General features: G+C 28.6%; 23 protein-coding genes. 3 read left to right on the top strand and 20 right to left on the bottom strand.

The genetic code is table 11. The features are described 5' to 3' along the window. Positions 1 to 350 precede the first annotated feature (350 nt). From J7M87_RS04995 to J7M87_RS04955, 9 genes are all read right to left on the bottom strand, one after another. Complete coding sequence (locus J7M87_RS04995) at positions 351 to 500, bottom strand: hypothetical protein (protein ID WP_291649279.1); 150 nt, start codon at positions 498 to 500, stop codon at positions 351 to 353. A gap of 218 nt (positions 501 to 718) precedes the next feature. Further along, a complete protein-coding gene (gene purD / locus J7M87_RS04990) occupies positions 719 to 1,966 on the bottom strand; it encodes a phosphoribosylamine--glycine ligase (RefSeq protein WP_291649277.1) in 1,248 nt (415 codons plus the stop codon). A 109-nt stretch (positions 1,967 to 2,075) separates the two neighbouring features. Beyond that, positions 2,076 to 3,578, bottom strand: a complete 1,503-nt coding sequence (gene purH / locus J7M87_RS04985; RefSeq protein ID WP_291649275.1) for a bifunctional phosphoribosylaminoimidazolecarboxamide formyltransferase/IMP cyclohydrolase — start codon at positions 3,576 to 3,578, stop codon at positions 2,076 to 2,078. Between the two features lie 142 nt (positions 3,579 to 3,720). Then, the gene (purN, locus tag J7M87_RS04980) at positions 3,721 to 4,341 is read right to left on the bottom strand and encodes a phosphoribosylglycinamide formyltransferase (RefSeq protein WP_291649274.1); all 621 of its coding nucleotides are present in this window, start codon (positions 4,339 to 4,341) and stop codon (positions 3,721 to 3,723) included. Next, positions 4,329 to 5,330 carry a phosphoribosylformylglycinamidine cyclo-ligase gene (gene purM / locus J7M87_RS04975; RefSeq protein WP_291649272.1) on the bottom strand — a complete coding sequence of 334 codons (1,002 nt, stop codon included), beginning with the start codon at positions 5,328 to 5,330 and terminating at the stop codon, positions 4,329 to 4,331. The genes purN and purM overlap by 13 nt, the downstream gene beginning before the upstream one ends. A 22-nt stretch (positions 5,331 to 5,352) precedes the next feature. After that, positions 5,353 to 6,759: an amidophosphoribosyltransferase gene (gene purF / locus J7M87_RS04970; protein WP_291649270.1), complete on the bottom strand. Its 1,407-nt coding sequence runs from the start codon at positions 6,757 to 6,759 to the stop codon at positions 5,353 to 5,355. 20 nt (positions 6,760 to 6,779) lie between these two features. Continuing rightward, positions 6,780 to 7,484 carry a phosphoribosylaminoimidazolesuccinocarboxamide synthase gene (gene purC, locus J7M87_RS04965; protein ID WP_291649269.1) on the bottom strand — a complete coding sequence of 235 codons (705 nt, stop codon included), beginning with the start codon at positions 7,482 to 7,484 and terminating at the stop codon, positions 6,780 to 6,782. Continuing rightward, the gene (gene purE / locus J7M87_RS04960) at positions 7,484 to 7,963 is read right to left on the bottom strand and encodes a 5-(carboxyamino)imidazole ribonucleotide mutase (RefSeq protein ID WP_291649268.1); all 480 of its coding nucleotides are present in this window, start codon (positions 7,961 to 7,963) and stop codon (positions 7,484 to 7,486) included. The genes purC and purE overlap by 1 nt, the downstream gene beginning before the upstream one ends. 381 nt (positions 7,964 to 8,344) lie before the next feature. Continuing rightward, a complete protein-coding gene (locus J7M87_RS04955) occupies positions 8,345 to 12,088 on the bottom strand; it encodes a phosphoribosylformylglycinamidine synthase (RefSeq protein ID WP_291649267.1) in 3,744 nt (1,247 codons plus the stop codon). A gap of 327 nt (positions 12,089 to 12,415) precedes the next feature. Here J7M87_RS04955 and J7M87_RS04950 point away from each other — a divergent pair, with 327 nt between their 5' ends. After that, positions 12,416 to 12,604 (top strand): hypothetical protein, encoded by a 189-nt coding sequence (locus J7M87_RS04950; protein ID WP_291649266.1) that lies wholly within the window; start codon positions 12,416 to 12,418, stop codon positions 12,602 to 12,604. Positions 12,605 to 12,619: 15 nt separating this feature from the next. Continuing rightward, a complete protein-coding gene (locus tag J7M87_RS04945; protein ID WP_291649265.1) occupies positions 12,620 to 12,814 on the top strand; it encodes a hypothetical protein in 195 nt (64 codons plus the stop codon). Between the two features lie 43 nt (positions 12,815 to 12,857). Here J7M87_RS04945 and J7M87_RS04940 read toward each other — a convergent pair whose 3' ends face one another. From J7M87_RS04940 to J7M87_RS04915, 6 genes are all read right to left on the bottom strand, one after another. Beyond that, complete coding sequence (locus J7M87_RS04940) at positions 12,858 to 13,013, bottom strand: zinc-ribbon domain-containing protein (protein ID WP_008677523.1); 156 nt, start codon at positions 13,011 to 13,013, stop codon at positions 12,858 to 12,860. 285 nt (positions 13,014 to 13,298) lie between these two features. Continuing rightward, on the bottom strand, positions 13,299 to 13,454 hold the full coding sequence (locus tag J7M87_RS04935; RefSeq protein ID WP_008677522.1) for a zinc-ribbon domain-containing protein: 156 nt from the start codon (positions 13,452 to 13,454) through the stop codon (positions 13,299 to 13,301). Positions 13,455 to 13,777: 323 nt separating this feature from the next. Continuing rightward, positions 13,778 to 14,722, bottom strand: coding sequence for an amidase domain-containing protein (locus J7M87_RS04930; protein ID WP_291649257.1), 945 nt, complete (start codon positions 14,720 to 14,722; stop codon positions 13,778 to 13,780). Positions 14,723 to 14,793: 71 nt separating this feature from the next. After that, a complete protein-coding gene (locus tag J7M87_RS04925; protein ID WP_291649256.1) occupies positions 14,794 to 15,624 on the bottom strand; it encodes a hypothetical protein in 831 nt (276 codons plus the stop codon). Positions 15,625 to 15,830: 206 nt separating this feature from the next. After that, positions 15,831 to 16,784, bottom strand: coding sequence for an SPFH domain-containing protein (locus tag J7M87_RS04920; RefSeq protein ID WP_291649255.1), 954 nt, complete (start codon positions 16,782 to 16,784; stop codon positions 15,831 to 15,833). After that, positions 16,785 to 17,216: an NfeD family protein gene (locus J7M87_RS04915; RefSeq protein WP_291649253.1), complete on the bottom strand. Its 432-nt coding sequence runs from the start codon at positions 17,214 to 17,216 to the stop codon at positions 16,785 to 16,787. 580 nt (positions 17,217 to 17,796) lie between these two features. On the opposite strand from J7M87_RS04915, the gene J7M87_RS04910 reads away from it, so the two are divergent. Then, complete coding sequence (locus J7M87_RS04910; protein WP_291649251.1) at positions 17,797 to 19,701, top strand: NAD(+) synthase; 1,905 nt, start codon at positions 17,797 to 17,799, stop codon at positions 19,699 to 19,701. A gap of 262 nt (positions 19,702 to 19,963) precedes the next feature. On the opposite strand, the gene J7M87_RS04905 is transcribed toward J7M87_RS04910, so the two are convergent. The 5 genes from J7M87_RS04905 to J7M87_RS04885 form a co-directional block, all read right to left on the bottom strand. Continuing rightward, positions 19,964 to 20,287 carry a hypothetical protein gene (locus J7M87_RS04905; protein ID WP_291649249.1) on the bottom strand — a complete coding sequence of 108 codons (324 nt, stop codon included), beginning with the start codon at positions 20,285 to 20,287 and terminating at the stop codon, positions 19,964 to 19,966. Between the two features lie 39 nt (positions 20,288 to 20,326). Further along, entirely contained in the window at positions 20,327 to 21,613 is a 1,287-nt protein-coding gene (locus J7M87_RS04900; protein WP_291649247.1) for an MFS transporter, read from the bottom strand. 348 nt (positions 21,614 to 21,961) lie between these two features. Next, entirely contained in the window at positions 21,962 to 22,117 is a 156-nt protein-coding gene (locus tag J7M87_RS04895) for a hypothetical protein (protein WP_291649245.1), read from the bottom strand. Positions 22,118 to 22,119: 2 nt separating this feature from the next. Continuing rightward, positions 22,120 to 22,359 (bottom strand): MFS transporter, encoded by a 240-nt coding sequence (locus J7M87_RS04890; RefSeq protein WP_291649243.1) that lies wholly within the window; start codon positions 22,357 to 22,359, stop codon positions 22,120 to 22,122. Positions 22,360 to 22,469: 110 nt separating this feature from the next. Beyond that, positions 22,470 to 23,153 (bottom strand): HD domain-containing protein, encoded by a 684-nt coding sequence (locus J7M87_RS04885; protein ID WP_291649241.1) that lies wholly within the window; start codon positions 23,151 to 23,153, stop codon positions 22,470 to 22,472. Between the last annotated feature and the right edge of the window lie 366 nt (positions 23,154 to 23,519).

The raw sequence follows: 23,519 nt of genomic DNA, 5'->3' as shown, positions 1-23,519 counted from the left end.
AACTTAACATAATTCGACATTATATTATTTATAAAATACTTATTTATTATGCCAAAGATATAAAAAAAAGAAAAGTATTTTTATTTAATATAAAAATGTGAAAATATTATGATCAATAAATCATTATATACTACCATTTTCACTTTTAAATTATTAGTAAAAAGTTTATAAGATAATAAATTTCCATCATTCTTTTAGTTTATAATTTTGAGCCCTAGAAGCTACTTAAAATAATTCAGTTAATAATTCAACTTAAACATAATCTTGCTTAAATATTAAAAAAATAAAAGTGGATTATGAAAATCCACTTTTAAGATAAATAATATTTTAGAAATATTATTCTAATATTATTAAAATTTGGGGTTTATTTCTTCCATTTGTATTCTTTTTAAATCCTTTTGTCTTAATCTTGTTTCTTCCATAATTTTATCCCAAGACTCTCCTGCTATTATCATTTCCTTTGCTTTTTCATAAACTTGATTTTTAGTTTCTCTATTCATGGTATGTATTCCTCCAAGTCTAAATTAAGTTTTTTAATCTTAATTTAATTTTATTTACATCTATATTATTTGGATAACTTAAATAATTATTACATTTAAAAGCAAATTTATAATATTTGTAATATATTCATCTTATATTTGTTATTTTTATCTTAATAAATTTAAAAGGGTACTATTTCAGTACCCTTTTCCTTGAATCTAAATATATTACTAACTCTTTATACTAGTCCTATATCATTTCTAAAATATTTATCTTTAAATTCGATCTTTTCTATAGTCTTATAAGCATCTTCTCTTGCTTTTTCTATTGTTTCTCCAAATCCAACTACTGAAAGAACTCTTCCTCCATTAGTTTTTAAAATTTTATCTTCAAGTTTTGCACCTGCTAGGAAAACTTTATCTTTTATTTCATCATTTATGGTAATTTCATATCCTTTAGGAAACTTTCCTGGATATCCCTTTGATGCTAAAACTACATTTACACACGCTTCATTTTTCCATTTAACTTCTGTATTTTTTAAACCTTCTATTAATGAAGCTTCTATTAGTTCTAGTAAATCACTTTCCATTAGGTTTAGTACTGATTGTGTTTCTGGATCTCCCATTCTCACATTATATTCTAAAAGATATGATCCTTTTTTAGTTATCATAAGACCAAAGAATATTATACCTTTATAATCAAAGTCTTCTTCTCTTATTCCAATCAAAGTCCTATTCATTATATTTTCTTCAAAATCCTTTAAAACCTCTTCTGTTACATATGGATTAGGTGCTACAACTCCCATCCCTCCAGTGTTTGGCCCCTTACCACCATCCAAAATTTGTTTATGATCCTTTGCAGATATAAATGGTATAATAGTTTTTCCATCTGTAATTGAAAGAATAGATGCCTCCACCCCTTCTAAAAACTCTTCTATAACTATTTTTTGCCCTGCTCCATTAAATATATCATCAACCATAAAAGATTTTACTGCATCTATAGCCTCTTCTTTATTTTCACAAATAGCAACACCCTTTCCAGCAGCTAATCCATCTGCCTTAACTACCGTAGGGTATGGACAAGTTTCTAAATAATCTAAAGCTTTATTAACATCCTGAAATACTTCATACTCTGCAGTTTTAACTCCATACTTTTTCATGAAATCCTTAGAAAAACTCTTACTGCCTTCAAGCATTGCAGCTTTTCCACTAGGTCCAAAAATCTTAAGTCCCTTCATTTTAAACTTATCAACTATCCCATTAGTTAAAGGATCTTCAGGTCCAACAACAGTTAAATCAATAGAATTATCTAAAGCAAATCTCAAAAGTTCATCTATATCAGTTATATTTATATTTTCACACTTATTTTCCCTAGCAGTTCCCCCGTTACCAGGAGCAACAAATATTCTTTCTACCTTCTCACTCTTAGCAAATTTCCAAGCCAAAGCATGCTCCCTACCACCAGATCCAATTAATAAAATCTTCATAATAAATTCCCCCTGCCAGTAATTTTTTACTTTTTTCTTAGCTAATGCTAAACACTAATTTAACGTCTAGGAAACAGAGATAATATTATCTCTGTTTCTCTAGTTAATATTAATGTTTAAAGTGCCTAACCCCAGTAAATACCATAGATATTCCATGCTCATTACATGCATCAATAGATTCCTGATCTCTTATTGAGCCTCCAGGTTGTATTATTGCTTTAATACCATTTTTAGCACATTCATCTACTACATCTCTAAATGGGAAGAAGGCATCTGAAGCTAAAACTGTTGCACTTTTCCCTCTTTGAAGTGCTTCTTCTGTTGCCCAGATTCTATTAACTTGTCCTCCACCAATTCCAACTGCTACTCCATCTTTTATAGCAACAATTGCATTTGATTTTACATACTTAACCACCTTCATACCAAATAATAAATCTTTCATTTCTTCTTCAGTTGGTGCTTTTTCTGTTACTACTTTTAAATGATCAATTAAATTTTTATCTTCTTCTTGTACTAATATGCCACCATCAACTGTAACCATATATTTTTTATCTTTTGGAATATTATTACATTTAATTACTCTCAAGTTCTTTTTAGTTCTTAGTACTTCTAAAGCATCTTCATCAAAATTTGGTGCTGCTACTACTTCTAAAAATATTTTAACCATTTCTTCAGCTGTAGCCTTATCTATTTTTCTATTTATTGCAACTATTCCACCAAATATTGATGTTTCATCTGCATCATGAGCTTTTTTATAAGCTTCAAATGGAGTTTCTCCAATAGCAACTCCACAAGGGGTATTATGTTTAAGTCCGCAACAAGCTACTTCATCAAATTCAGAAGCAACCTTCCAAGCAATATCTAAATCTTTTATATTATTGTAGGATAATTCTTTTCCATTTAATATTTCAAAACTATTCATAGCTCCATCAAATTCAGTTGAACTATAGTAAGCTGCGCTTTGATGTGGGTTTTCTCCATATCTTAAGCTTTGCTTTTTCTTATATGATATTGAAAGATATTCTGGATATTCTTCATCTTCTAATAAAAAATTAGATATTGCTGCATCATAAGCACTCATTAAATTAAATACTTTACCTGCAAGTTTTTTTCTTAAGCTAACTGAAACATCGTTGCTTTCAGATATTTCTTCCATAACAGCTTTGTAGTCTTCTTTATCTGAAATTACTACTACATCTTTGAAATTTTTAGCTGCTGCTCTAAGCATTGTAGGCCCACCAATATCTATGAATTCAACTTTTTCATCAAAACTCAAATCCTCTCTAACCTTTTGAAAAAATGGATATAAATTAACTATAACTATATCTATAGGATTAATATTTCTCTCTCTAATAGTTTCCATATGTTCATCATTATCTCTTATAGCAAGTATCCCTGCATGGATAATAGGATGAAGAGTTTTAACTCTTCCATCTAACATCTCAGGAAAATTAGTAACTTCATTAACCTCAATAACACTAACTCCATTATCCTTAAGATGTTTATAAGTGCCCCCTGTAGATATTATTTCAACACCTTTACTTTCTAAAAAATTAGAGAATTCTAAAATACCTTCTTTATCAAAAACACTAACTAAAGCTCTTTTTATCAACTAAAAAACCCCTTCCTTTAATGGAAATTGATAATTGATAATGCACAATTATCGATGAAATTCCTAAGGAATTTCTTTAATTGAGTTTAATTTTATAACTCAGCTTGTCTGGCTTATATCCTTAATTATCAATTTTCCATTATTAATTATCAATTATATCTATTTTTGTTTTTCCATTTATAATTTCAACTTTATTTTTACTAATTAAGTCAATTGCTTTTGGTAATATCTCATGCTCTTTTTCTAGTACTCTTTTTTGTAATACTTCCTTTGTGTCTTCAAAATAAACTGGTACCACTTCTTGAAGTATTATTGCTCCCCCATCTACCTCTTCATCTACAAAGTGAACTGTGCATCCCGAGTATCTCACTCCTGAATTTATAACAGCTTCATGAACTTTTAATCCATACATTCTTGCTCCACAAAAACTTGGTATTAATGCTGGATGTATATTTATTATCTTATCTTTAAACTCTTTAAGAATATCTCCTTTTAATATTGAAAGATATCCTGCAAGAACTATTAAATCAACTTTTCCTTTGGTTAATTCTAATATCTTATCTGATGTAGTATCTTTATATTCTTTTTTAGATACTACATAAGTCTTTATTCCTTTTTTCTCCGCTCTTTCTAAAGCAAATATCCCCTCTTTACTTCCTATAACCATTTCTATTTTACAATTTAAATTTCCATCTTCTATTGAATCTATTATTGATTGAAGGTTAGTTCCTCCACCTGATGCAAGTACTGCTATTTTAAACAAACACCTTCACCTCCAGATGTTACATAACCTATATCATAAGCTTTTTCTCCCATTTCGATTAAAGCTTTTATAACAGGCTTTGCATCTGCTTCATTAACACATAGTACAAACCCAACCCCCATATTGAAGGTATTGTACATATGATCCTTATCTACACCTTTTTCTATTATCTTTTCAAATATTAATGGTAATGGATAGCTATCTTTTCTTATTACTGCTGTAAAATTTTCTCCATTAAACATTCTTGGAATATTTTCTATAAATCCACCACCTGTAATATGTGCCATTCCTTTTATTTCAAAGCTTTCAAGTAGTTTTAAAATTGGTTTAACATAGATTTTGGTTGGAGTTATTAAAGTTTTCCAAGCTTCTTTTCCACCTAAGTCCTCATTTAAATCTTCAAATAATTTTCTAACTAGTGAATAACCATTAGAATGTAAACCTGAAGATGCAATACCTATAAGCTTGTCTCCTTCTTTTATATTCTTACCATTTATTATTTTATCTTTATCTACAATTCCTACTGCAAAACCTGCCATATCGTATTCACCATCTCTATAAAAACCTGGCATTTCAGCAGTTTCTCCTCCAACTAAAGCACAATCTCCTTGAATACATCCTTCTGATACACCTTTTACTAAATCTGCTGCAACCTCAGCTTCTAGCTTTCCACAAGCTATATAATCTAAGAAGAATAATGGCTTTGCTCCATGACATAAAATATCATTAACACACATCGCAACACAATCTATTCCTACAGTATCATATTTTCTAGTTTTAAAAGCTATATCAAGTTTGGTTCCAACTCCATCTGTCCCAGAAACTAAAACTGGCTTCTTGTATCCTTCTGGAAGCTCAACCATTCCTGCAAAGCTTCCAAGGCCATTTAATACATACTCACTCATTGTTCTACTTGCATATTCTTTTATAAGCTTTACTGATCTATATCCTTCTTCTATATTAACTCCAGCTTCTTTATAAGTTATCATTTAAAACACTACCTTTCAGCCTTTATTTTGCTCCTTCTATAGGTGTTGCTACTGGATATATTCCATTAAAGCAACCAACACAATATCCACAGTTTTCTTTAAAGCAACTATACATACCTTCCATACTTAAATAACCTAAGCTATCGCATCCTATTGCTTCTCTTATTTCTTCAATTGATTTTTTTGCTCCTATGAGTTCACTTCTATATGGAGTATCTATTCCAAAATAGCAAGGAAATTTAACTATTGGTGAGGCTACTAAAAAATGCACCTCTTCTGCCCCTGCTCGTCTTAGAGAATCAACTAAATGCTTTGATGTTGTACCTCTCACTATTGAATCATCAATTAGTACAACTCTTTTTCCTCTTATATTTACTTTAAGTGGATTTAACTTTACTGCTACAGCTCGCTCTCTAATTTCTTGAGAAGGTGTTATAAAAGTTCTACCTACATATCTATTTTTTACAAATCCAGTATCATAAGGTATTCCTGAAGCTTTTGAATATCCTATAGCTGACGGTATTCCTGAATCTGGGACTGCTACTACAACATCTGCATCTATTTTATATTCTCTAAATAATTGTTCTCCTGCTCTAACTCTTGACTCATGCACATCTAACCCATCTATAGTTGAATCTGGTCTAGCAAAATAAATATATTCAAAAGCACATGTTTGACATTGTGTATTTTCTGAATACTTATATGATTTAATTCCATTATCATCTATAACAATTATTTCTCCTGGCTCTACATCTCTAATTAACTCTGCTCCTATTGCATCTAAAGCACAACTTTCTGATGATAATACATATCCTTCCTCTGTCTTACCAAGACATAAAGGTCTAATTCCATGTGGATCTCTAACTCCTATAAGTTTATCCTTTGTCAAAATTACCATTGCAAAAGATCCTCTTATTGCTTGGATAGCATCATAGATTGCCTTTTCAATCCCCTTTTTAGCTCCCCTTGCTATAAGATTTGCTATAACTTCTGAATCTATTGATGTATGAAAGACATGCCCTCCATCCTCTAAAAGTTCTCTAATTACATCAGCATTTACTAAAGTACCATTATGAGCCATTGCTATTGAACCAAGCTTACTTTGACTAAGTAATGGCTGTGCATTTTCAATTCTAGTATCTCCACATGTAGAATATCTAACATGTCCTATTGCTGCAAAACCTTTAAGCCTATTTAAATCATCTTTAGAGAAAGCCTCTGTTATAAGCCCCATTCCTTTATGAATATCAACGCCTTCCCCATTTGCTACAGCTATCCCAGCACTTTCTTGTCCTCTATGCTGAAGTGCATATAACCCGTAATAAGTCATAGATGCAACATCCATAGGCTTATTTACATAAACACCAAAAACCCCACATTCATCCTTAAATTTATCATTAGCCGGATCAAAAATTAAATTCGAACTCAAAACAACACCCCCAACGTTAATTATTTCTTTATTCTGTTTAATATCTCAACATACGCATCTTTTACATTTCCAAGGTCTCTTCTGAATCTATCCTTGTCTAATTTTTCTCCTGTTGTTGCATCCCAGAATCTGCATGTATCTGGTGAAATTTCGTCTGCTAATATAATTTCTCCATCGCATCTTCCAAATTCTAATTTAAAATCTATTAATTTTATATTTTGCTTTATGAAAAATTCTTTTAATAATTCATTAATTTTAGCAGTCATTTCATAGATTTTGTTTAACTCTTCAAATGTAGTTGCTCCAATTCCTACTGCATGATAGTCATTTATTAACGGATCTCCTAGTGAATCGTCTTTATATGATAATTCAAATACTGTAGTTTTAAGTTCAAATCCCTCTTCTAACCCCAATCTTTTAGCCATTGACCCGGCTGCTACATTTCTAACTATTACTTCTAAAGGTACTATTTCAACTTTCTTACAAAGTTGCTCTCTTTCATTTAACTTTTCTATAAAGTGTGTCTTTATTCCATTTTCATTTAGCATTTCAAATATCATTGAAGTAATTGCATTATTTAAAGCGCCTTTATCTTCAATTTGGCCTTTCTTTTCTCCATTAAATGCAGTTGCATCATCTTTATAATAAACAATAACTTCATCTGCTTTATCTGTAGCATATATTTTTTTTGCTTTTCCTTCATACATCATTTCTAGTTTTTCCATTATAAATCTACTCCTTCTCCATTTTCTTCTATAAACTTAATTTTCATATCTACTCTAAATTTATTTAATTTTTCTCTTAATGAACTATCCTTTATAGCAAGCATTTGTACTGCAAGCATTCCAGCATTATAACTGTTATTAATTCCAACTGTTGCAACTGGAATTGATTTTGGCATTTGAACTATTGAAAATAAAGCATCTAACCCTTCAACAGCTCCTTTTATTGGAACTCCTATTACAGGCATAATAGTTTGAGATGCTATAACACCAGGTAGGTGAGCTGCAAGTCCAGCTCCTGCAATAACAACTTCACACCCATTTTCTTCAGCTTCCTTTAAAGTTTCCGTTAACTTTTCAGGAACTCTATGAGCTGATAATACATAAGCTTTAAATTCAACTCCAAACTCTCTTAAACAATTAGCAGCTCCCTTCATAACGTCAGTATCAGATTTACTTCCAAAAAATATAGCTACCTTCATATAGATACACCCTTTCAAATTAAAATTTGAGAATTATTGATAAAATTCAATAAGCTGAATTTTTTTAATTAGAATTAATTTTAAATTGTAAATTAACCTTAATGAGACTAATTTTCCATTCAGTAATTTAAATTGAGAAATATAAGTTGACGAAGATAAATAGAATATGTGAAATAAGTATATAGCGAGCAATTAGAAGTAGTTGGTCAAGAAAAAACTACTAGGCCTTAGTGTTGTTGGTTTGTTTGAGCACAGCGAGTTAAGCCAAACTCTTGGCTTAGTAGTTTTTACAAGCCTAGTACTTCTTTACACAGCTATTTAGCTTATGGAACATATCTAGTTATCGTAGCCTTTATATTCATAATTTATTACCTTTTTGAATTAAAGAAAGTACTTCACTCCTGCTTTGAATATCTTTTGATCAAAGTTTCCTGGAACATTTTTATATAGGTTTTCTCCTATTCTTTCTGAATGTCCCATTTTACCAAGTATTCTCCCATCTGGGCTTGTTATTCCTTCTATCCCTAACATTGAACCATTTGGATTAAAAGGCATATCAAGAGATATTTCACCATTTAAATCAACATATTGTGTTGCTATTTGTCCATTTTCTCTTAACTTATCTATTAAATTTCTTGGAGCAACAAATCTTCCTTCTCCATGAGAAATTGCAATTGAATGTATATCTCCTAGTTTTACTTCATTAAACCATGGTGATTTATTAGATACTATTTTAGTTCTAACTATTGAACTCATATGTCTATTGATTTCATTGTAAGTTAGTGTTGCCATATCTTCTTCTATATCTACAATTTCACCATAAGGTACTAGGCCTAGTTTTATCAGTGCTTGGAAGCCATTGCATATACCAAGCATTAATCCATCTCTATTTTTTAATAGATCCATTACAGCATCTTTGATTCTTTCATTTCTAAATACTGTTGCTATAAATTTACCTGATCCATCTGGTTCATCTCCAGCTGAAAATCCACCTGGTAACATAATTATTTGACTTTCTCTTATACTTTTTTCCATTTCTAAAATTGATTGATTTAATAAATCCTTATTCATATTATTTAAAACAAGTTCTGAAACCTCTGCACCTTCATTATTAAAAGCTCTTGCACAATCATACTCACAATTTGTTCCAGGGAAAACCGGAATAAACACTTTTGGTTTTGCAACCTTTATTAAAGGTGTTTTTATTTCCTTAGTTTCATATAATACTGTTTCAATTATTTCTTTTTTATCTTCTGTTTTTATTTTAAATACACTTGATAACTTTTCTTCTAATATATTTTCTAAAGCCTCTATATCAAAATTAATGTCATATTCATTTGAAACTATAGCCCTATTTCTTGTTGTATTACCTATTACTTTATAAGCGCAACCATTAAATTCTTTTTCTATTTCAACACCATTTTTAATTTCTAAAACTAAACTTCCATAATTAAGTCCAAATAACTCTTCTTTACTTAATCCTTCAAGCTCTACCCCAATTCCATTTCCTAAACTCATCTTCGTTAAAGCTTCTGCTACTCCACCAAATTTTACTGATGATGCAGAAATAACCTTTTTATCTAAAATAAGTTCATGTAACTTTTCTAAGTTCTTCTTATATCCATCTACCTTTAATGTCATATCTTCATTTTTTTCAGCTATTAAAAGTACTATTTTAGAATTATTATTTTTAAATTCTGGAGATATAATATCTTTAGCTTTACTAACATCAACTGCAAAAGCTACTAATGATGGAGGTACATCTAAATCCCCAAATGTACCTGACATAGAATCCTTTCCTCCAATTGCAGGTATTCCTAAGTCCATTTGTGCTTGATATGCTCCAAGTAATGCTGAAAAAGGTTTTGCCCATTTATTTTTATCTTTTCCCAATCTCTCAAAATACTCTTGTAATGTAAGTCTTGCTTTTTTATAATTTCCACCCATAGCCGAAAGTTTTGTTACTGCTTCTATTACTGAATAATATGCCATATGATAAGGACTCCACATTCCCATGTCTGGATTAAATCCATACGTCATTAATGTTGCATCTTTACTTTCTCCATTTAAAACTGGTATCTTAGCTGCCATACCTTCTGCTGGTGTTGTTTGATACTTACCACCAAAAGGCATAAGCACAGTTCCAGCTCCTATAGTTGAATCAAATCTTTCAACTAATCCCTTTTGCATTGATACATTTAATTTTTTTAATGTATTAATCCATTCTTCTTTTACATCTACATCTTTTACGTTAAATGGATAATCCTTTGGAGATTTCACTTCTACTTCTGTCGTTTGTCTTGCCCCATTTGTATCTAAGAATTCTCTTTTTAAATCTACAATTTTTGTTCCTCTCCAGAACATTCTAAGTCTTTCATTGTCAGTTACATCTGCAACTTTAACTGCCTCTAAATTTTCTTCTGAACATAAATCTATAAATCTTTTTTCATCTTCCTTACAAATTACAACTGCCATTCTTTCTTGTGATTCTGAGATAGCAATTTCTGTTCCATCTAATCCTTTATACTTTTTAGGAACTTTATCTAAATCTATATCTAAACCTCTTGTTAATTCTCCAATTGCAACTGATACTCCGCCTGCTCCAAAATCATTACATCTTTTTATCATCTTTGAAACTTCTGAATTTCTAAATAATCTTTGAATCTTTCTTTCTGTAGGAGGATTACCCTTTTGAACTTCTGCTCCACACTCATTAATTGAATCTTCTGTATGTTCTTTAGATGATCCCGTTGCTCCACCTAATCCATCTCTTCCAGTTCTTCCCCCTAAAAGAATTACAACATCTCCTGCTCTAGGCACTTCTCTAACCACATTTTCTTTAGGTGCTGCTGCAATAACAGCTCCAATTTCCATTCTTTTTGCAACATAATTAGGATGATATATTTCTGCAACTTGCCCTGTAGCAAGCCCTATTTGATTTCCATATGAACTGTATCCATGAGCTGCTCCTAAAGTTATAGTTCTTTGAGGTAATTTTCCTTTTAATGTTTTTTCTATATTAACAGTTGGATCTGCAGCTCCTGTAACCCTCATTGCTTGATAGACATACGTTCTTCCTGATAACGGATCTCTAATTGCACCACCAAGACATGTAGCTGCACCACCAAATGGTTCTATTTCAGTTGGATGATTGTGCGTTTCATTTTTAAACATTACTAGATATTCTTCTATTCCATTGTTAGTTTCTATATTCACATTGATTGAACAAGCATTTATTTCATCAGATACATCTAAATCTTCTAAAAGTCCTCTCTTTCTCATTTCCTTCATTGTTATAACTGCAATATCCATTAATGTTTCATCTCTATCAGTTTCACCATAAACAAAATTTCTTGACTTTACATACTCTTCATAAGATTTCATTATTGGTTTTGTATAAAGTCCTTCTTCAATAACAACATTTTCAATAGCTGTTGAAAATGTTGTATGTCTGCAATGGTCTGACCAATATGTATCTATAACTTTTATCTCTGTAATGCTTGGGTCTCTATTTTCTTCTTTAAAGTAATCTCTTATAAGTTTTATATCATTTAGGCTCATAGCAAGCCCCATACTACTATGTAAAGCCTCTATTTCTTTATCACTTTTATCAGTAAATCCACTTAATATTTTCACATCTTTTGGCTCTGGAAGTTTTGATGATAATTCTAAGCTATCTAAATTTACTTCCCTTGAATCAACTGGATTTATATAATAATTTTTGATTTTTTCTACCTCAATATTTGATAATGCACCTTTTAATACTATTATTTTTGTCCATTTAACCTCTATTTTTTCTCCTGAAGTCAATAATTGATAGCACTCTGAAGCCGAATCTGCTCTTTGATCATATTGACCTGGTAGATATTCAACACCAAAAGCTACTTCATTATTTTTCACTTCAAAATTATTTTCGTAAACATTATCTACAGTTCTTTCCGAAAATATTGTATAAAGAGCTTTTTTATAATACTCTTCTTTCATTTCCCCTAGAGTATATTTATTTACAAGTCTAACTTTTTCTAAAGAATTAATTCCTAAATTATTTTTAAAATCTTCAAGCAAACTCTTTCCTTCAACATCGAAGTTTCTTTTTTTCTCTACAAATATACATCTCACCTTCAACCTTCATACCTCCCAAGCTAATTAATCCCACAATTGCATTTACGAATATTTTTATTATATCAATATTTATTTTTCGTATTTATGTTAAAAGATTACCACTTTGTTACAGTATTGTCAACTTTAAATATGATTTTTATATTATTTTTCGCAACACAACGAATAATATTATATATTGTTACATTTATATTTTGTATTAACTTGCAAATCAACTAATATCTATTTTTTCCCAATTTATCTATTAATTATTTTAAGTTATTTTTTAATATTTGTTATTTAAATATCATTTCTACACAAACTAATAAGGATATAATTTAAGGTGGTGTTAATATGAAGCACAATGCAAAAGAAAATTTATTAATAGCTTTAGATGAACTTTGCTCATGTCAAAAGCATCTAAACACTGCTTATTTACATGCAGAAGAAAATCATAATAGAAATGAAATTCATACTGCACTTGAAGCTATAGGTAGTGCTGTAGATTCTGCACAAACTGCTTTGAAGAATTATAAAGATTAGGAGGAGGTATTTAATATGGGACATAAGACAAATGCAAAAGATCAATTAAAATGTGCTCTTTCTGATGTTACGCATGCTCAGCAATTATTGCATGATGCTATTAAATCTGTAGAACAAGACGACAATAAGCAACTTATTCAAGATACTTTAGCAAATGTTAATGAAGCATTACATGCAACAAGAACTTCAACTTATGGATTTAAAGATTAGAAAAATAAAAAGACTGTAGGAAAATCCTACAGTCTTCAGTTAACTATCTTCTGTTGTTTTGAGCTTTTCTTGCTCTTCTGCAATCAATACATCTTACTGGTTCGTTATCGAATCCTTTTTCTTTGTAGAATTCTTGTTCTCCTACTGTGAATACGAATTCTTTACCGCAATCTTTACAAATTATTTTCTTATCTTCCATTTTAAATCCTCCATTCTAAAGACCAATATAATCAACAAATCTCTACAATGGAGAAAGCTAATTTCTATTCAATCTTTAAACAAATATTTCTAAGTCTTATGACCTACTACTGTATTTTATCATATTTTTATTTTCTTTGCTAGTAGTTTTTAATAGATTAATTAATAATTTAATATTTATACGTTAATATATATTAATATTTTTCAAGCTATATAATATACTATATATCTTGAAAAATAAAAAAAATAAAAGCTATAGAAAACCTATAGCTTAAATTAGTAATAACTATCTTCTGTTGTTTTGAGCTTTTCTTGCTCTTCTACAATCAGCACATCTTACTGGTTCGTTGTCAAATCCTTTTTCTTTGTAGAATTCTTGTTCTCCTACTGTGAATACGAATTCTGAACCACAATCTTTACATACTAATTTCTTATCTTCCATTTTAAATCCTCCATTCTAAAGACTATTCAAGTAACTACTAATCTCTATAACGGAGAATATCATTATCTTTCAAAATCTTTAAACAAAATATTATTAGTCTTCTTGACTACTTATTCATAATAACATACTTAAATAAAAAAATCTACTACTTTTTTTATTTATTTTCAAAAAAATACCGGTAGTTTTAGCTACCGGCAAAGAAACCTACGTAACCCTATCGGGTCATTTTTTATTCTTATCATATTTCTACATTTATATTCCCTGTTTCATAAGAATTTAAATTTACATATAAATATAATTAATTTTATCTATACTATTCTGTACTATAATCCTTCTCTATCACATAACCTTTCTAATAACTCTTTTGAAGTTTTGTCTCTAGAGTTCATATATAATTCTACTTCTTCTATTCTATTTTCCATTTTTCTAATAAATTCATTGGTTTCTTCACTATTATTTTCTTCGTTATCAAATCTTGTATCATCTAAACTTAACTTAATTATATCTATAGCTTCAATTAATTCTTTTTTATAATCTTCATCTGTTTTATTATTATTTATGTTGTCTATAATATTATAATTTAATTCAACTGATGTTCTTTTATTATCATCTTTTATCTTATATACATAAAAGTTGTAATCATTTGGTTTTCCCATTAAATAATATCTAAGGTTTCCATTCCTTCTAAAATTCTCCATAGAATTAGAATGTTGACAAAAATATATAGTTTGATTTTTATCTATTAAATCAGTAATAGCTTGTGAATGAAATGTAATATTATTCGGTCTAGAATACTGAACTATATCTCCTGGTAATAAGCTTCGATAAATTTCATCCCATTTTACTAATGCATCTATTATTTTATATTCTTTATATGAATGAGCTCTTTTATATTCTTTTCCAAAATGCAAATGAAATGGTTGTGCTGCTGTCCATGTTGAACTTCTATTAGGTAGATTAGAAGAATAATAAAACCAAGACTTTATACTTGTTGCAGTTTCTTTAGATCCAACAAACTCTATTCCCCCAGCTCTTAAAACTTGGGATACGAAATTAGTGCAATCTCCACCATCATTTACATAATTATAATATTTACTGTTTGATGATGTTGCCCATTTTAGAGCATATTCCCGTGCTAACTCTCTATTGTAGCTATCATTTTTAACTCCAGCAGATATAGATTTTATATCTATGCTTGTTATAAATAATACTAACATTAAAAATAATAATAAAAATAGATTTACTTTTCTTTTGATTAAACTTCTCATATTTTATCTCTCCAGATTATTTTATATTATATTATATCTTTTGAAATAAAACGAAATTTATTACACATTAATTAACTAATAAAAATCATTATAAATGCACATATTATAACAGACGTTGCAATAGATACTTTCATCATCTTTTTCTCTTTATTCGAATCTCTTGCTATAAGTTTAAATTCTCCATCAACTACTCTTTTAGAAACTCTAATTCCTATTATAATTTCAGTAAAAATATAGCCAATGATAGGAGCAAAAATACCTACTATAATTGCAAATCCACTATATTGAATCATACCAAAAAAAGCGAGAATAATTGTAGTTAATAATGATACATATTCCATAATTATTATATATTTAATATTTTTATATAACCTATCCCAACTTTCATCAGAAAAAGATGCTGTTTTAAAAAAACTAAAACTTTTCTTTTCATTATACACATTACTTTTCCCACGCTCATCTAATATTTCTTTTAACTGATACATAAACTCTCCAATTTTCTCAAGAACTACAGTTAATCGAATTTTACCTCCGTTATACTTAACTTCCATCCATCCTCCAGTGTACTTAATAGATGGATATCTTATTTGTTTAATTTCATCATAAGGTATTATTTTTTTTTTGTTTTTATTAATATAAATTATTGCATCATCAGTTAATGTAACATTAATGTATTTAAATCTTTTCAAAAGTAAAAAATATAATAATGTAAATTCAAGTAATATTAAAACAAACATACCTACTATTATATATACAATTAACACAAAATCTATATTTTTAAGTTTCTCACCTTCTGATAATATAGCTCCAAAAACTCCCAAAAATATAAAACTAAAAAAAATAATTAAGCCGACACAATAATTTAAGAATGATCCTCTCAAATGTTTTCTATATTTATACATAGCCTTTCCCCTTTTCTATAACCATAATACCTATAAATAATTTCTAAAGAAAAAAAGTTTATAGTAAAATAGAAAAGCGAAAAAGTTAAGGATATCTTGCTCCGCAAAGCTTAAAGTTAAACTTATACGAATCATTCTTTATTCAAAAATCTCTTAGGGATTTTTTACCTTAACTCTTTCACTTTTCATTTTTTCACTATTTTACTCTATTCTTTGCTTCCTTTAAGCATTTCACCTATAGCTGCAATGCTTCCAAGTGAAGATAAAGTTTCATTTGGTAATATAAGCTTATTAGCTGGATTATTAGCCATTTCCTTAAGTGCTTCAACTTGTTTTAAAGCTATAACTGTTTCGTTAGTACCTGATTCTATAATTGCTTGGTTTACCTTTCTAATAGCTTCTGATTCCGCTATAGCTATTTCTTCTATTGCCTTAGCTTTACCTTCTGCTTCAAGCAATTGAGATTCTTTTAAACCTTCAGCTCTTCTGATGTTTGCTTCTTTTTCAGCTTCTGCTGCAAGTATCTTAGATCTCTTTTCCCCTTCTGCCTTCTCAATTTGAGATTGTCTTTGACCTTCTGCTTCAAGAATCATAGCTCTCTTATTTCTTTCTGCCTTCATTTGCTTTTCCATAGCTTCTTGAATTTCTGTTGGAGGAATTATATTTTTAATTTCAACAGAAAGTATCTTTATACCATATGCATCTGTAACTTCATCAATAATGCTTAAAAGATCTTGGTTAATTTTATCTCTTCCTGATAATATTTCATCTAAACTCATATTACCTAATATATTTCTCATATTAGTTGTTGCTGAATATACTATACCTGATCTATAATCTTCAATATTATAAACAGCATCTTTAGCATTTAATAGCTTATAGAATATAACATTATCTACAGATATTTTAACATTATCCTTTGTAATAACTGATTGCGGTGGTACATCTAAAATTTGTTGTTTTGTTGAAACTTTCTTTCTAACAAAATCTGCAAAAGGAATTAGGAAGTGCCATCCTGGTTCTAAGGTTTTGTGATATTGCCCAAATCTTTCTACAACATATAAGTATCCTGTGTTTACGATTTTAATTGATGATAAGATTACTATTAATACAAAAAGTACCACTACTCCTGTAATTATTAACCCTACTAAATTATCCATCTAAACTTCCTCCTCTTTTTTAATTATTAATTTAATACCTTCTATACCTGTGATTTTAAAACTTTCGTCTTTCTTTATCACTTCTCCTAAGTTTTGTACAGTCCAGTATATTCCGTCCACTTTTATTTTAGCTCTATCTCCTATGTCTTGTTCTGCTTTCATAACTCTTCCTATATAATTTTCTTCCATTAAAGGTGTACGTTTAACACCTTCTTTAAACTTACGTTTAGCCCATGGATAACCTATTGAAACAGTTATTAGATTTACTACTAAGAAAAGTACTACTTGAACCCCAAATGTTACTCCCAGTAAATCAGCTATCATTGCAACAAATGCTCCTACAGCAAACCAAGCAAATAAGAAATTACTCGTTGCTATATCTATAGCAATTACTACTGCTGCAACTATAATCCAAAAAATTACCGTTCCCATTATTTCCCCTCCTTTATTCTTTAAGAATATTATAACATTTATTAGTAAAAATTTGAATTCGATTAACTTATGAAACCATTATAATATACTTTTTACTTTATTACAACATCTTTTTTAACTTTTTATACGGTATATTATAACCTTTAATGCTTTTAAGTACATCTTTCTTCTATTATCATTGATTTTCTAGAGTTTTCCTTTTATTATTTAAATATATGTTTCATTTAACAAGTTATATAATTAACTTTACAATATACTAAAGTTAATATAATTTTATAAATTAATATTTAATTTATATATTATTCCAATTTTGCTATAAGTGCTAAAATATTAACTTAATTTATCATAAATTTATTATAGTATAGTTGAATATTAGACTTTCATAGAAAATTATATTTTTATAACCATTAATTATAATATTGTATTTTAAAAGTTACTAATTATTTTTATTATTAGCTTTTATTTATTAAAAAATTATTTTATTTAAATCTAATTATGACTATGAATTTTAAATATAAAAAAGAGTTACAATACTTATATACTAAGTATTGTTTAATTTAATATGGATTGGAGAGATTTTATGGATTTTATAAAAGTTGCAGCTGCATGTCCAGTTACTCGTGTAGCAGACATAGACTATAATTTAGAAAATATATTCATTTGCTTAGATAAAGCATTTGAAGATGGGGCCAAATCAATAGTTTTTCCTGAATTAGCTATTACTTCATATACTTGTAGTGATTTATTTATGCAATATAGCTTATTAGAAAAATCTAACTTGGCAATAGAAAAACTGATTAAAAAAAGTACTGGTTTAGATATGCTAATTGCTATAGGAGCTCCCTTAAGTTTTAAGAATGTATTATTCAATTGCGCCTACATAATATTTGATGGAAAACTTCTTGGAATAGTTCCAAAATCGTATATTCCAAACTATAGTGAATTTTATGAAAAACGTTGGTTTAGCGAAGGTCTTGGAATAATAGATGAAAAAGTGAATTTCCCTTTTCAAAAAGATGTTCCATTTGGAACTAATTTAATTTTTACTTCTGGAAGATATAGTTTTGGATTTGAAATTTGTGAGGATCTTTGGGTTACAATCCCTCCAAGTTCCTACCTTTCACTTCTTGGTGCAAATATAATAGGAAATCTTTCAGCTTCTAATGAACTTGTAAGTAAAAAAGATTATAGAGAAGCTCTTATATCTAATCAAAGTGCTCGATGTATGTCTGCTTATATTTATTCTTCTGCTGGAGTTCATGAATCCACAACAGATCTTTTATTTAGTGGACATATGTTAATTGCTGAAAATGGTACTGTGCTTAAAGAAAATGAAAGATTCCAAAGAAACAATGAAATTATCTACTCATGCGTTGATGTGTTTAGATTAAATAGTGAAAGACTTAAAAATATAAGCTTTAGAGATGCTTCAAGAATAGTTCCATTTGAAGCTGAAGTAATAAACTTTAATTATAAGAATATTAAAATAGATAACTTCGATAGATTTGTAGATAAGCATCCTTTCGTTCCTTCTAATACTAAATTACGCGAAGAAAGATGCAAGGAAATCTTTAATATTCAGGCTGCTGCCTTAGCTAAAAGAATGGAACATACTAACTTGAAAAAGGCTGTTATAGGCATTTCAGGAGGACTTGACTCTACTTTGGCTTTACTTGTAGTAGTTAAGACTTTTGAACTACTAGGTTTAGATAATAAAAACATTGTTACTATTACAATGCCTGGGTTTGGAACTACTGATAGAACTTATAATAATGCTTTAACATTATGTAAGGAATTAGGTTGTGATTTAAGAGAAATTAATATCGTAAAAGCTGCTCTTCAACACTTTGAAGATATTGGTCATGATAAAGATATTCATGATGTTACTTATGAAAATGTTCAAGCTAGAGAAAGAACTCAAATTCTTATGGATTTAGCTAATAAAGAAGGTGGATTATTAATTGGAACTGGAGATCTTTCTGAATTAGCTCTTGGATGGTGTACTTATAATGGAGATCATATGAGTATGTATTCTGTTAATCCATCAATACCAAAAACTCTTGTTAGATATTTAGTTAGATATGTAGCAGAAAAGGAATCTACTATTGAAGTTTCAGATACACTTTTAGATATATTAGATACTCCAGTTAGTCCTGAACTTTTACCTAAGAGCGATAAAGGAGAAATCACACAAAAAACTGAAGATATAGTTGGCCCTTATGAATTACACGACTTCTTCCTATATCACTTTATTAAGAATGGTTCTTCAAAAGAAAGAATAAGGCTTCTTGCCGAGCAAGCATTTAAAGATGATTATAGTAAAGAAGAAATATCTAAATGGCTTGATAAATTTATTTATAGATTCTTTACACAACAATTTAAGAGAAGTGCTTTACCTGATGGACCTAAAGTTGGAAGTATATCATTGAGCCCACGTGGTGATTGGAGAATGCCTTCGGATGCTTCTTTTAATTCGTTTAAATAAAAGAAAGATATTGTATTTCAAGTAGTTAGTATCATTCACTGGGAGTTTTTATAATTCTACTTATTCAAAATACCTAAATTACCCTAACTCGCATACGCTCAAACAACGGTAATTCTTAACGGTATCTTGAAACATAGAATTATAAAACTCCATCAGTTCATGATAATACTACTTTCCATACAATATCTTTCTTTTTATATAAAACTAATTATACTTTATCTATCCTCAGTATCAATAAGATGTATAATAAAATTTTTGATATTTAAGCAACTCCTTTTTCTTTTATCTCTATCAACTTACATTCATTATCTATAACTTCTAATTTCATTTCATATAGATATGCTGCGATTGGACCATGATACTTCATGCCATTTATAATTATCCCACTACTATTTTCATCTGATTTAACACAAGTAAACATTAGAATTTCACCATTTATCTTTATTTGACCTATCTCATCTACTAATCGAATTTCTTTTAATTTAAATAAAGATAAGTTTAATATTTCTTTATTATATTTTTTAAAGTAATTAATCATCTTTTGCCTATCTTCATAAGTTGTATCTACAAAATATGATGACTCCATACCTAAAATAATTTATTCATTTTATACTCTCATTTAATTTTATATTTCCTCAGTATCAACTAACTTTGCTTCTTCATATTCAATTGATATAGTAATCAATTTTCTTTTATATGAAAGCATTGATAAAATCATTGCTCCAGATGAAATTAAAAATATACTGGACGCACTTATTTTATCAAAAAGATATCCATACATCATATTACTTAAAGGCATTGCAATCATACAGCCAGTTCCCATAATTGTTGATATCCTTCCCATAAAATCTAATGGAACAATATGTTGAAAATTTATATTTAAAAATGCATTTGAAAGTGCTATAAATAAACACACAGTAAATGTTACTATTAACATTAATGAATATAAATAAATTTTACTATTCTCTATAGAGACTAAAAAATCAAAAGCTACCACAGCATATCCTGCTAATACTATTGATGCTACCATTAAACAACTATAAATATTCTTTCCTATAGAATTCTTTTTAGAAAGCCATCCTAAAAAAAAGGTTGAAACTATCGTTCCTATTACTCCAATAGACTCGACTATACCAAATTGAAAATCTGAAACTTTAAGGATTATCTTACTAATATAAGTACTTCCTATAGTAAAAGCACCAAAAGCAAAATTTAAAATCATTGCTAAGCTAATTATATTTATAATATCTTTTCTTTTTCTAATAAATCCTATTCCTTCTTTAAACTCTATAATAAAACTATTTAAAGAAAGTTGACCTTTTTCCTTGATATTTTTAGGAATAACTAAGAAATACTCCGAAATTGCTGAAATGAAAAATGAAATTGAATTTATTATAAAAACTGCCTCTAATCCAAAACCGCCATAAACTACTGCAGCAATAGCTGGTGATATTACATTTCCAATGGACATTATAAGTGAGTTTAAAGCATTAGCTTCCACTAAATCTTCTTTTTTGGTTATGGTAGGAATTATTGTTTGAAGAGTTGGATTATCTATAGTAGAAATTAAAGAAAGTGTTATTACTAAAATGTAAATATAGATTAATGGCATTTCCCCTGAAACAAAATAAATAATAGCAAATATCGTTACTACCGCTCCACTAGCCAGATCTAAAACAATTAAAATTTTCTTTCTATCAAACCAATCAACTATTACTCCAGCAAATGGTGCTAATATTAGCTGTGGAATTAAAGAAACAGCAAGTATAGATGCAAATTTAGATGCTGATCCCGTTGTGCTTAATACAAATAGTGATAATGCAAAACTTTGCATATATGACCCAATTGAAGATGTTATTTTACCAAACATTAAAAGTGAAAAGTTTTTGTCTTTCAAAAGATTAATTTTCATTTTTCCCCCTTTTTATACTATAAAGTTTCATAATAGTACTATTTCCCCAAGTTTATTAGCTATTTATATAGAACATTTATATATTTAATATATTCTTTTAACATTTCTATAAATGTTCTATATAATATCTATAATATTATATTAATGTAATATTATAGCATTATCAAACAACTTTTTTTACTTTAAAAATTTTTCCTTTATATTTGTATTTTATAAATTTAATCATATTACTGCATTTGTTTCTTTATTTATAACTCTAAGTAATGTTAAAATAGCTCCAACTAAACAAATACCCTCTATTCCAACAAATACAAATCTCATAGCATATATAAATTTATCTGCCCTTCCTTATATATATCCTGTAACTTTATATCCAATTTTACTACTCATTCTACTATATAAAAGACTTTTTGAAATGGCTATTCCAGTTGTTGTACCTAAATTTCTTACTAACCCATTTATGCTTCCATCAACTCCAAGCTTAGTTTCATCTACTGTTGACATTATCAATGAATTATTTGGTTATTGGAATATTCCACTTCCAAAAGATAATATTCCCAAGGCGCTACTGATACTATAAGTCCTCCCAATGTTGGTCCTACCATAGTTCCTAAAGCTACTGCTGTTCCCTTCATTCCAAGAGTTCTTCCTCTTTCTGTAGACGTAAATGTTTCTGTAATTATCCCTTGATTCATCGCCATTGCTACTGCCCCTATTGCTTGAATTATTCTAGATATAATAAGCATTAGAAGGCTATTAGATAATCCACAATGAAAATCTATTAAAAAAACGTAGGATTTAACCTACGTCAATATTTTGAAATTATCTTTAAAATATTAATATTTTCATAAAACTTCTAATTTAATATTATTTTATTATAATAGTTTCTGAAATCCTCTTCTTTTTTTAAAATTTCTTGTGCTTCTATGTAAGGTTTCATTATTACTTCTTTACTTTCTTGTAAATAAAATTTAGCATATCCACCTTCACCATACTTTTCTACTAAATGTGAATAAACTCTCCTATATGTCTCATCTTCATTTAAATCACTATAGTTCTTTCTTGAAAAATTATAGCATCTTTCTATCATATCATATATATCCGTTGTTCTATCAGCATCGGAAATTATATATCCATATACACTTCGTGGTTCATGAGGATTTGATGCTCTATGATCCTCACATGCTTCTCCCATTAATATAAGTTCTTCTTTAGTAAACCAATTTTTTAGATTAATATCATTTATCAGCATATTTCTTGAATGTATTTGATGAGTTTTTCTATCTATACTCATTCCTAAATCGTGATATATTGCAATAGTTAATACCATATTTTTATTTACCGGGAAATATTTTGACAATTTAATTGACGAATCTATTACAGTTGCTATATGTTTTATCCCATGTCCCTTATCAAAAGTTTTATAATTCTCCAAAATATTTTCTGTTAAATATTTTAATAAAGATTTATCTATCTCCTTATCCAATACATTATTACTTTCTTCACTTATTTTTTCTTTTATTTCATTTAAATTTTTCATACACACTTTAATAATAAACTTCAATATTTAATAAATTTATTATTAATTTCCCCCTCATTAAACTTACTTCTAATTCTATTATAAATCATTACCTTTATATAATCACAAATTGCTATAATTATAACATAAAAAGAGACTATTACAGAAAGCTATTTACTGAAAAAGTTAATAGATTATTTTTATAAAGGAATTAGCTTAGCGACTTGATTTTATACTTTCCTATTATTTTTCTAAAGGACCTCGCGAAATGGTCTGACCCCTAAAAAGTAGACATTGTTAAAAGGGATATATCATTGTGAATTACAAAAATGGCTTCGATATTTAATTGGAGCCATATTTTTTAACCTTTTTTGAAATCTAATATTA

Source organism: Clostridium sp., from assembly GCF_017888565.1.
Lineage (GTDB): Bacteria > Bacillota > Clostridia > Clostridiales > Clostridiaceae > Clostridium.
This window is presented reverse-complemented; position numbering and strand designations above follow the sequence as displayed.

What these genes read in the sequence shown, in the direction of transcription:
- J7M87_RS04995 (WP_291649279.1), bottom strand. Translation starts at nt 500, where the DNA reads ATGAATAGAGAAACTAAAAATCAAGTTTATGAAAAAGCAAAGGAAATG.
- purD (WP_291649277.1), bottom strand. Translation starts at nt 1,966, where the DNA reads ATGAAGATTTTATTAATTGGATCTGGTGGTAGGGAGCATGCTTTGGCT.
- purM (WP_291649272.1), bottom strand. Translation starts at nt 5,330, where the DNA reads ATGATAACTTATAAAGAAGCTGGAGTTAATATAGAAGAAGGATATAGA.
- purC (WP_291649269.1), bottom strand. Translation starts at nt 7,484, where the DNA reads ATGGAAAAACTAGAAATGATGTATGAAGGAAAAGCAAAAAAAATATAT.
- purE (WP_291649268.1), bottom strand. Translation starts at nt 7,963, where the DNA reads ATGAAGGTAGCTATATTTTTTGGAAGTAAATCTGATACTGACGTTATG.
- J7M87_RS04950 (WP_291649266.1), top strand. Translation starts at nt 12,416, where the DNA reads ATGAAGCACAATGCAAAAGAAAATTTATTAATAGCTTTAGATGAACTT.
- J7M87_RS04945 (WP_291649265.1), top strand. Translation starts at nt 12,620, where the DNA reads ATGGGACATAAGACAAATGCAAAAGATCAATTAAAATGTGCTCTTTCT.
- J7M87_RS04940 (WP_008677523.1), bottom strand. Translation starts at nt 13,013, where the DNA reads ATGGAAGATAAGAAAATAATTTGTAAAGATTGCGGTAAAGAATTCGTA.
- J7M87_RS04935 (WP_008677522.1), bottom strand. Translation starts at nt 13,454, where the DNA reads ATGGAAGATAAGAAATTAGTATGTAAAGATTGTGGTTCAGAATTCGTA.
- J7M87_RS04930 (WP_291649257.1), bottom strand. Translation starts at nt 14,722, where the DNA reads ATGAGAAGTTTAATCAAAAGAAAAGTAAATCTATTTTTATTATTATTT.
- J7M87_RS04925 (WP_291649256.1), bottom strand. Translation starts at nt 15,624, where the DNA reads ATGTATAAATATAGAAAACATTTGAGAGGATCATTCTTAAATTATTGT.
- J7M87_RS04920 (WP_291649255.1), bottom strand. Translation starts at nt 16,784, where the DNA reads ATGGATAATTTAGTAGGGTTAATAATTACAGGAGTAGTGGTACTTTTT.
- J7M87_RS04915 (WP_291649253.1), bottom strand. Translation starts at nt 17,216, where the DNA reads ATGGGAACGGTAATTTTTTGGATTATAGTTGCAGCAGTAGTAATTGCT.
- J7M87_RS04910 (WP_291649251.1), top strand. Translation starts at nt 17,797, where the DNA reads ATGGATTTTATAAAAGTTGCAGCTGCATGTCCAGTTACTCGTGTAGCA.
- J7M87_RS04905 (WP_291649249.1), bottom strand. Translation starts at nt 20,287, where the DNA reads ATGGAGTCATCATATTTTGTAGATACAACTTATGAAGATAGGCAAAAG.
- J7M87_RS04900 (WP_291649247.1), bottom strand. Translation starts at nt 21,613, where the DNA reads ATGAAAATTAATCTTTTGAAAGACAAAAACTTTTCACTTTTAATGTTT.
- J7M87_RS04895 (WP_291649245.1), bottom strand. Translation starts at nt 22,117, where the DNA reads ATGTCAACAGTAGATGAAACTAAGCTTGGAGTTGATGGAAGCATAAAT.
- J7M87_RS04890 (WP_291649243.1), bottom strand. Translation starts at nt 22,359, where the DNA reads ATGCTTATTATATCTAGAATAATTCAAGCAATAGGGGCAGTAGCAATG.
- J7M87_RS04885 (WP_291649241.1), bottom strand. Translation starts at nt 23,153, where the DNA reads ATGAAAAATTTAAATGAAATAAAAGAAAAAATAAGTGAAGAAAGTAAT.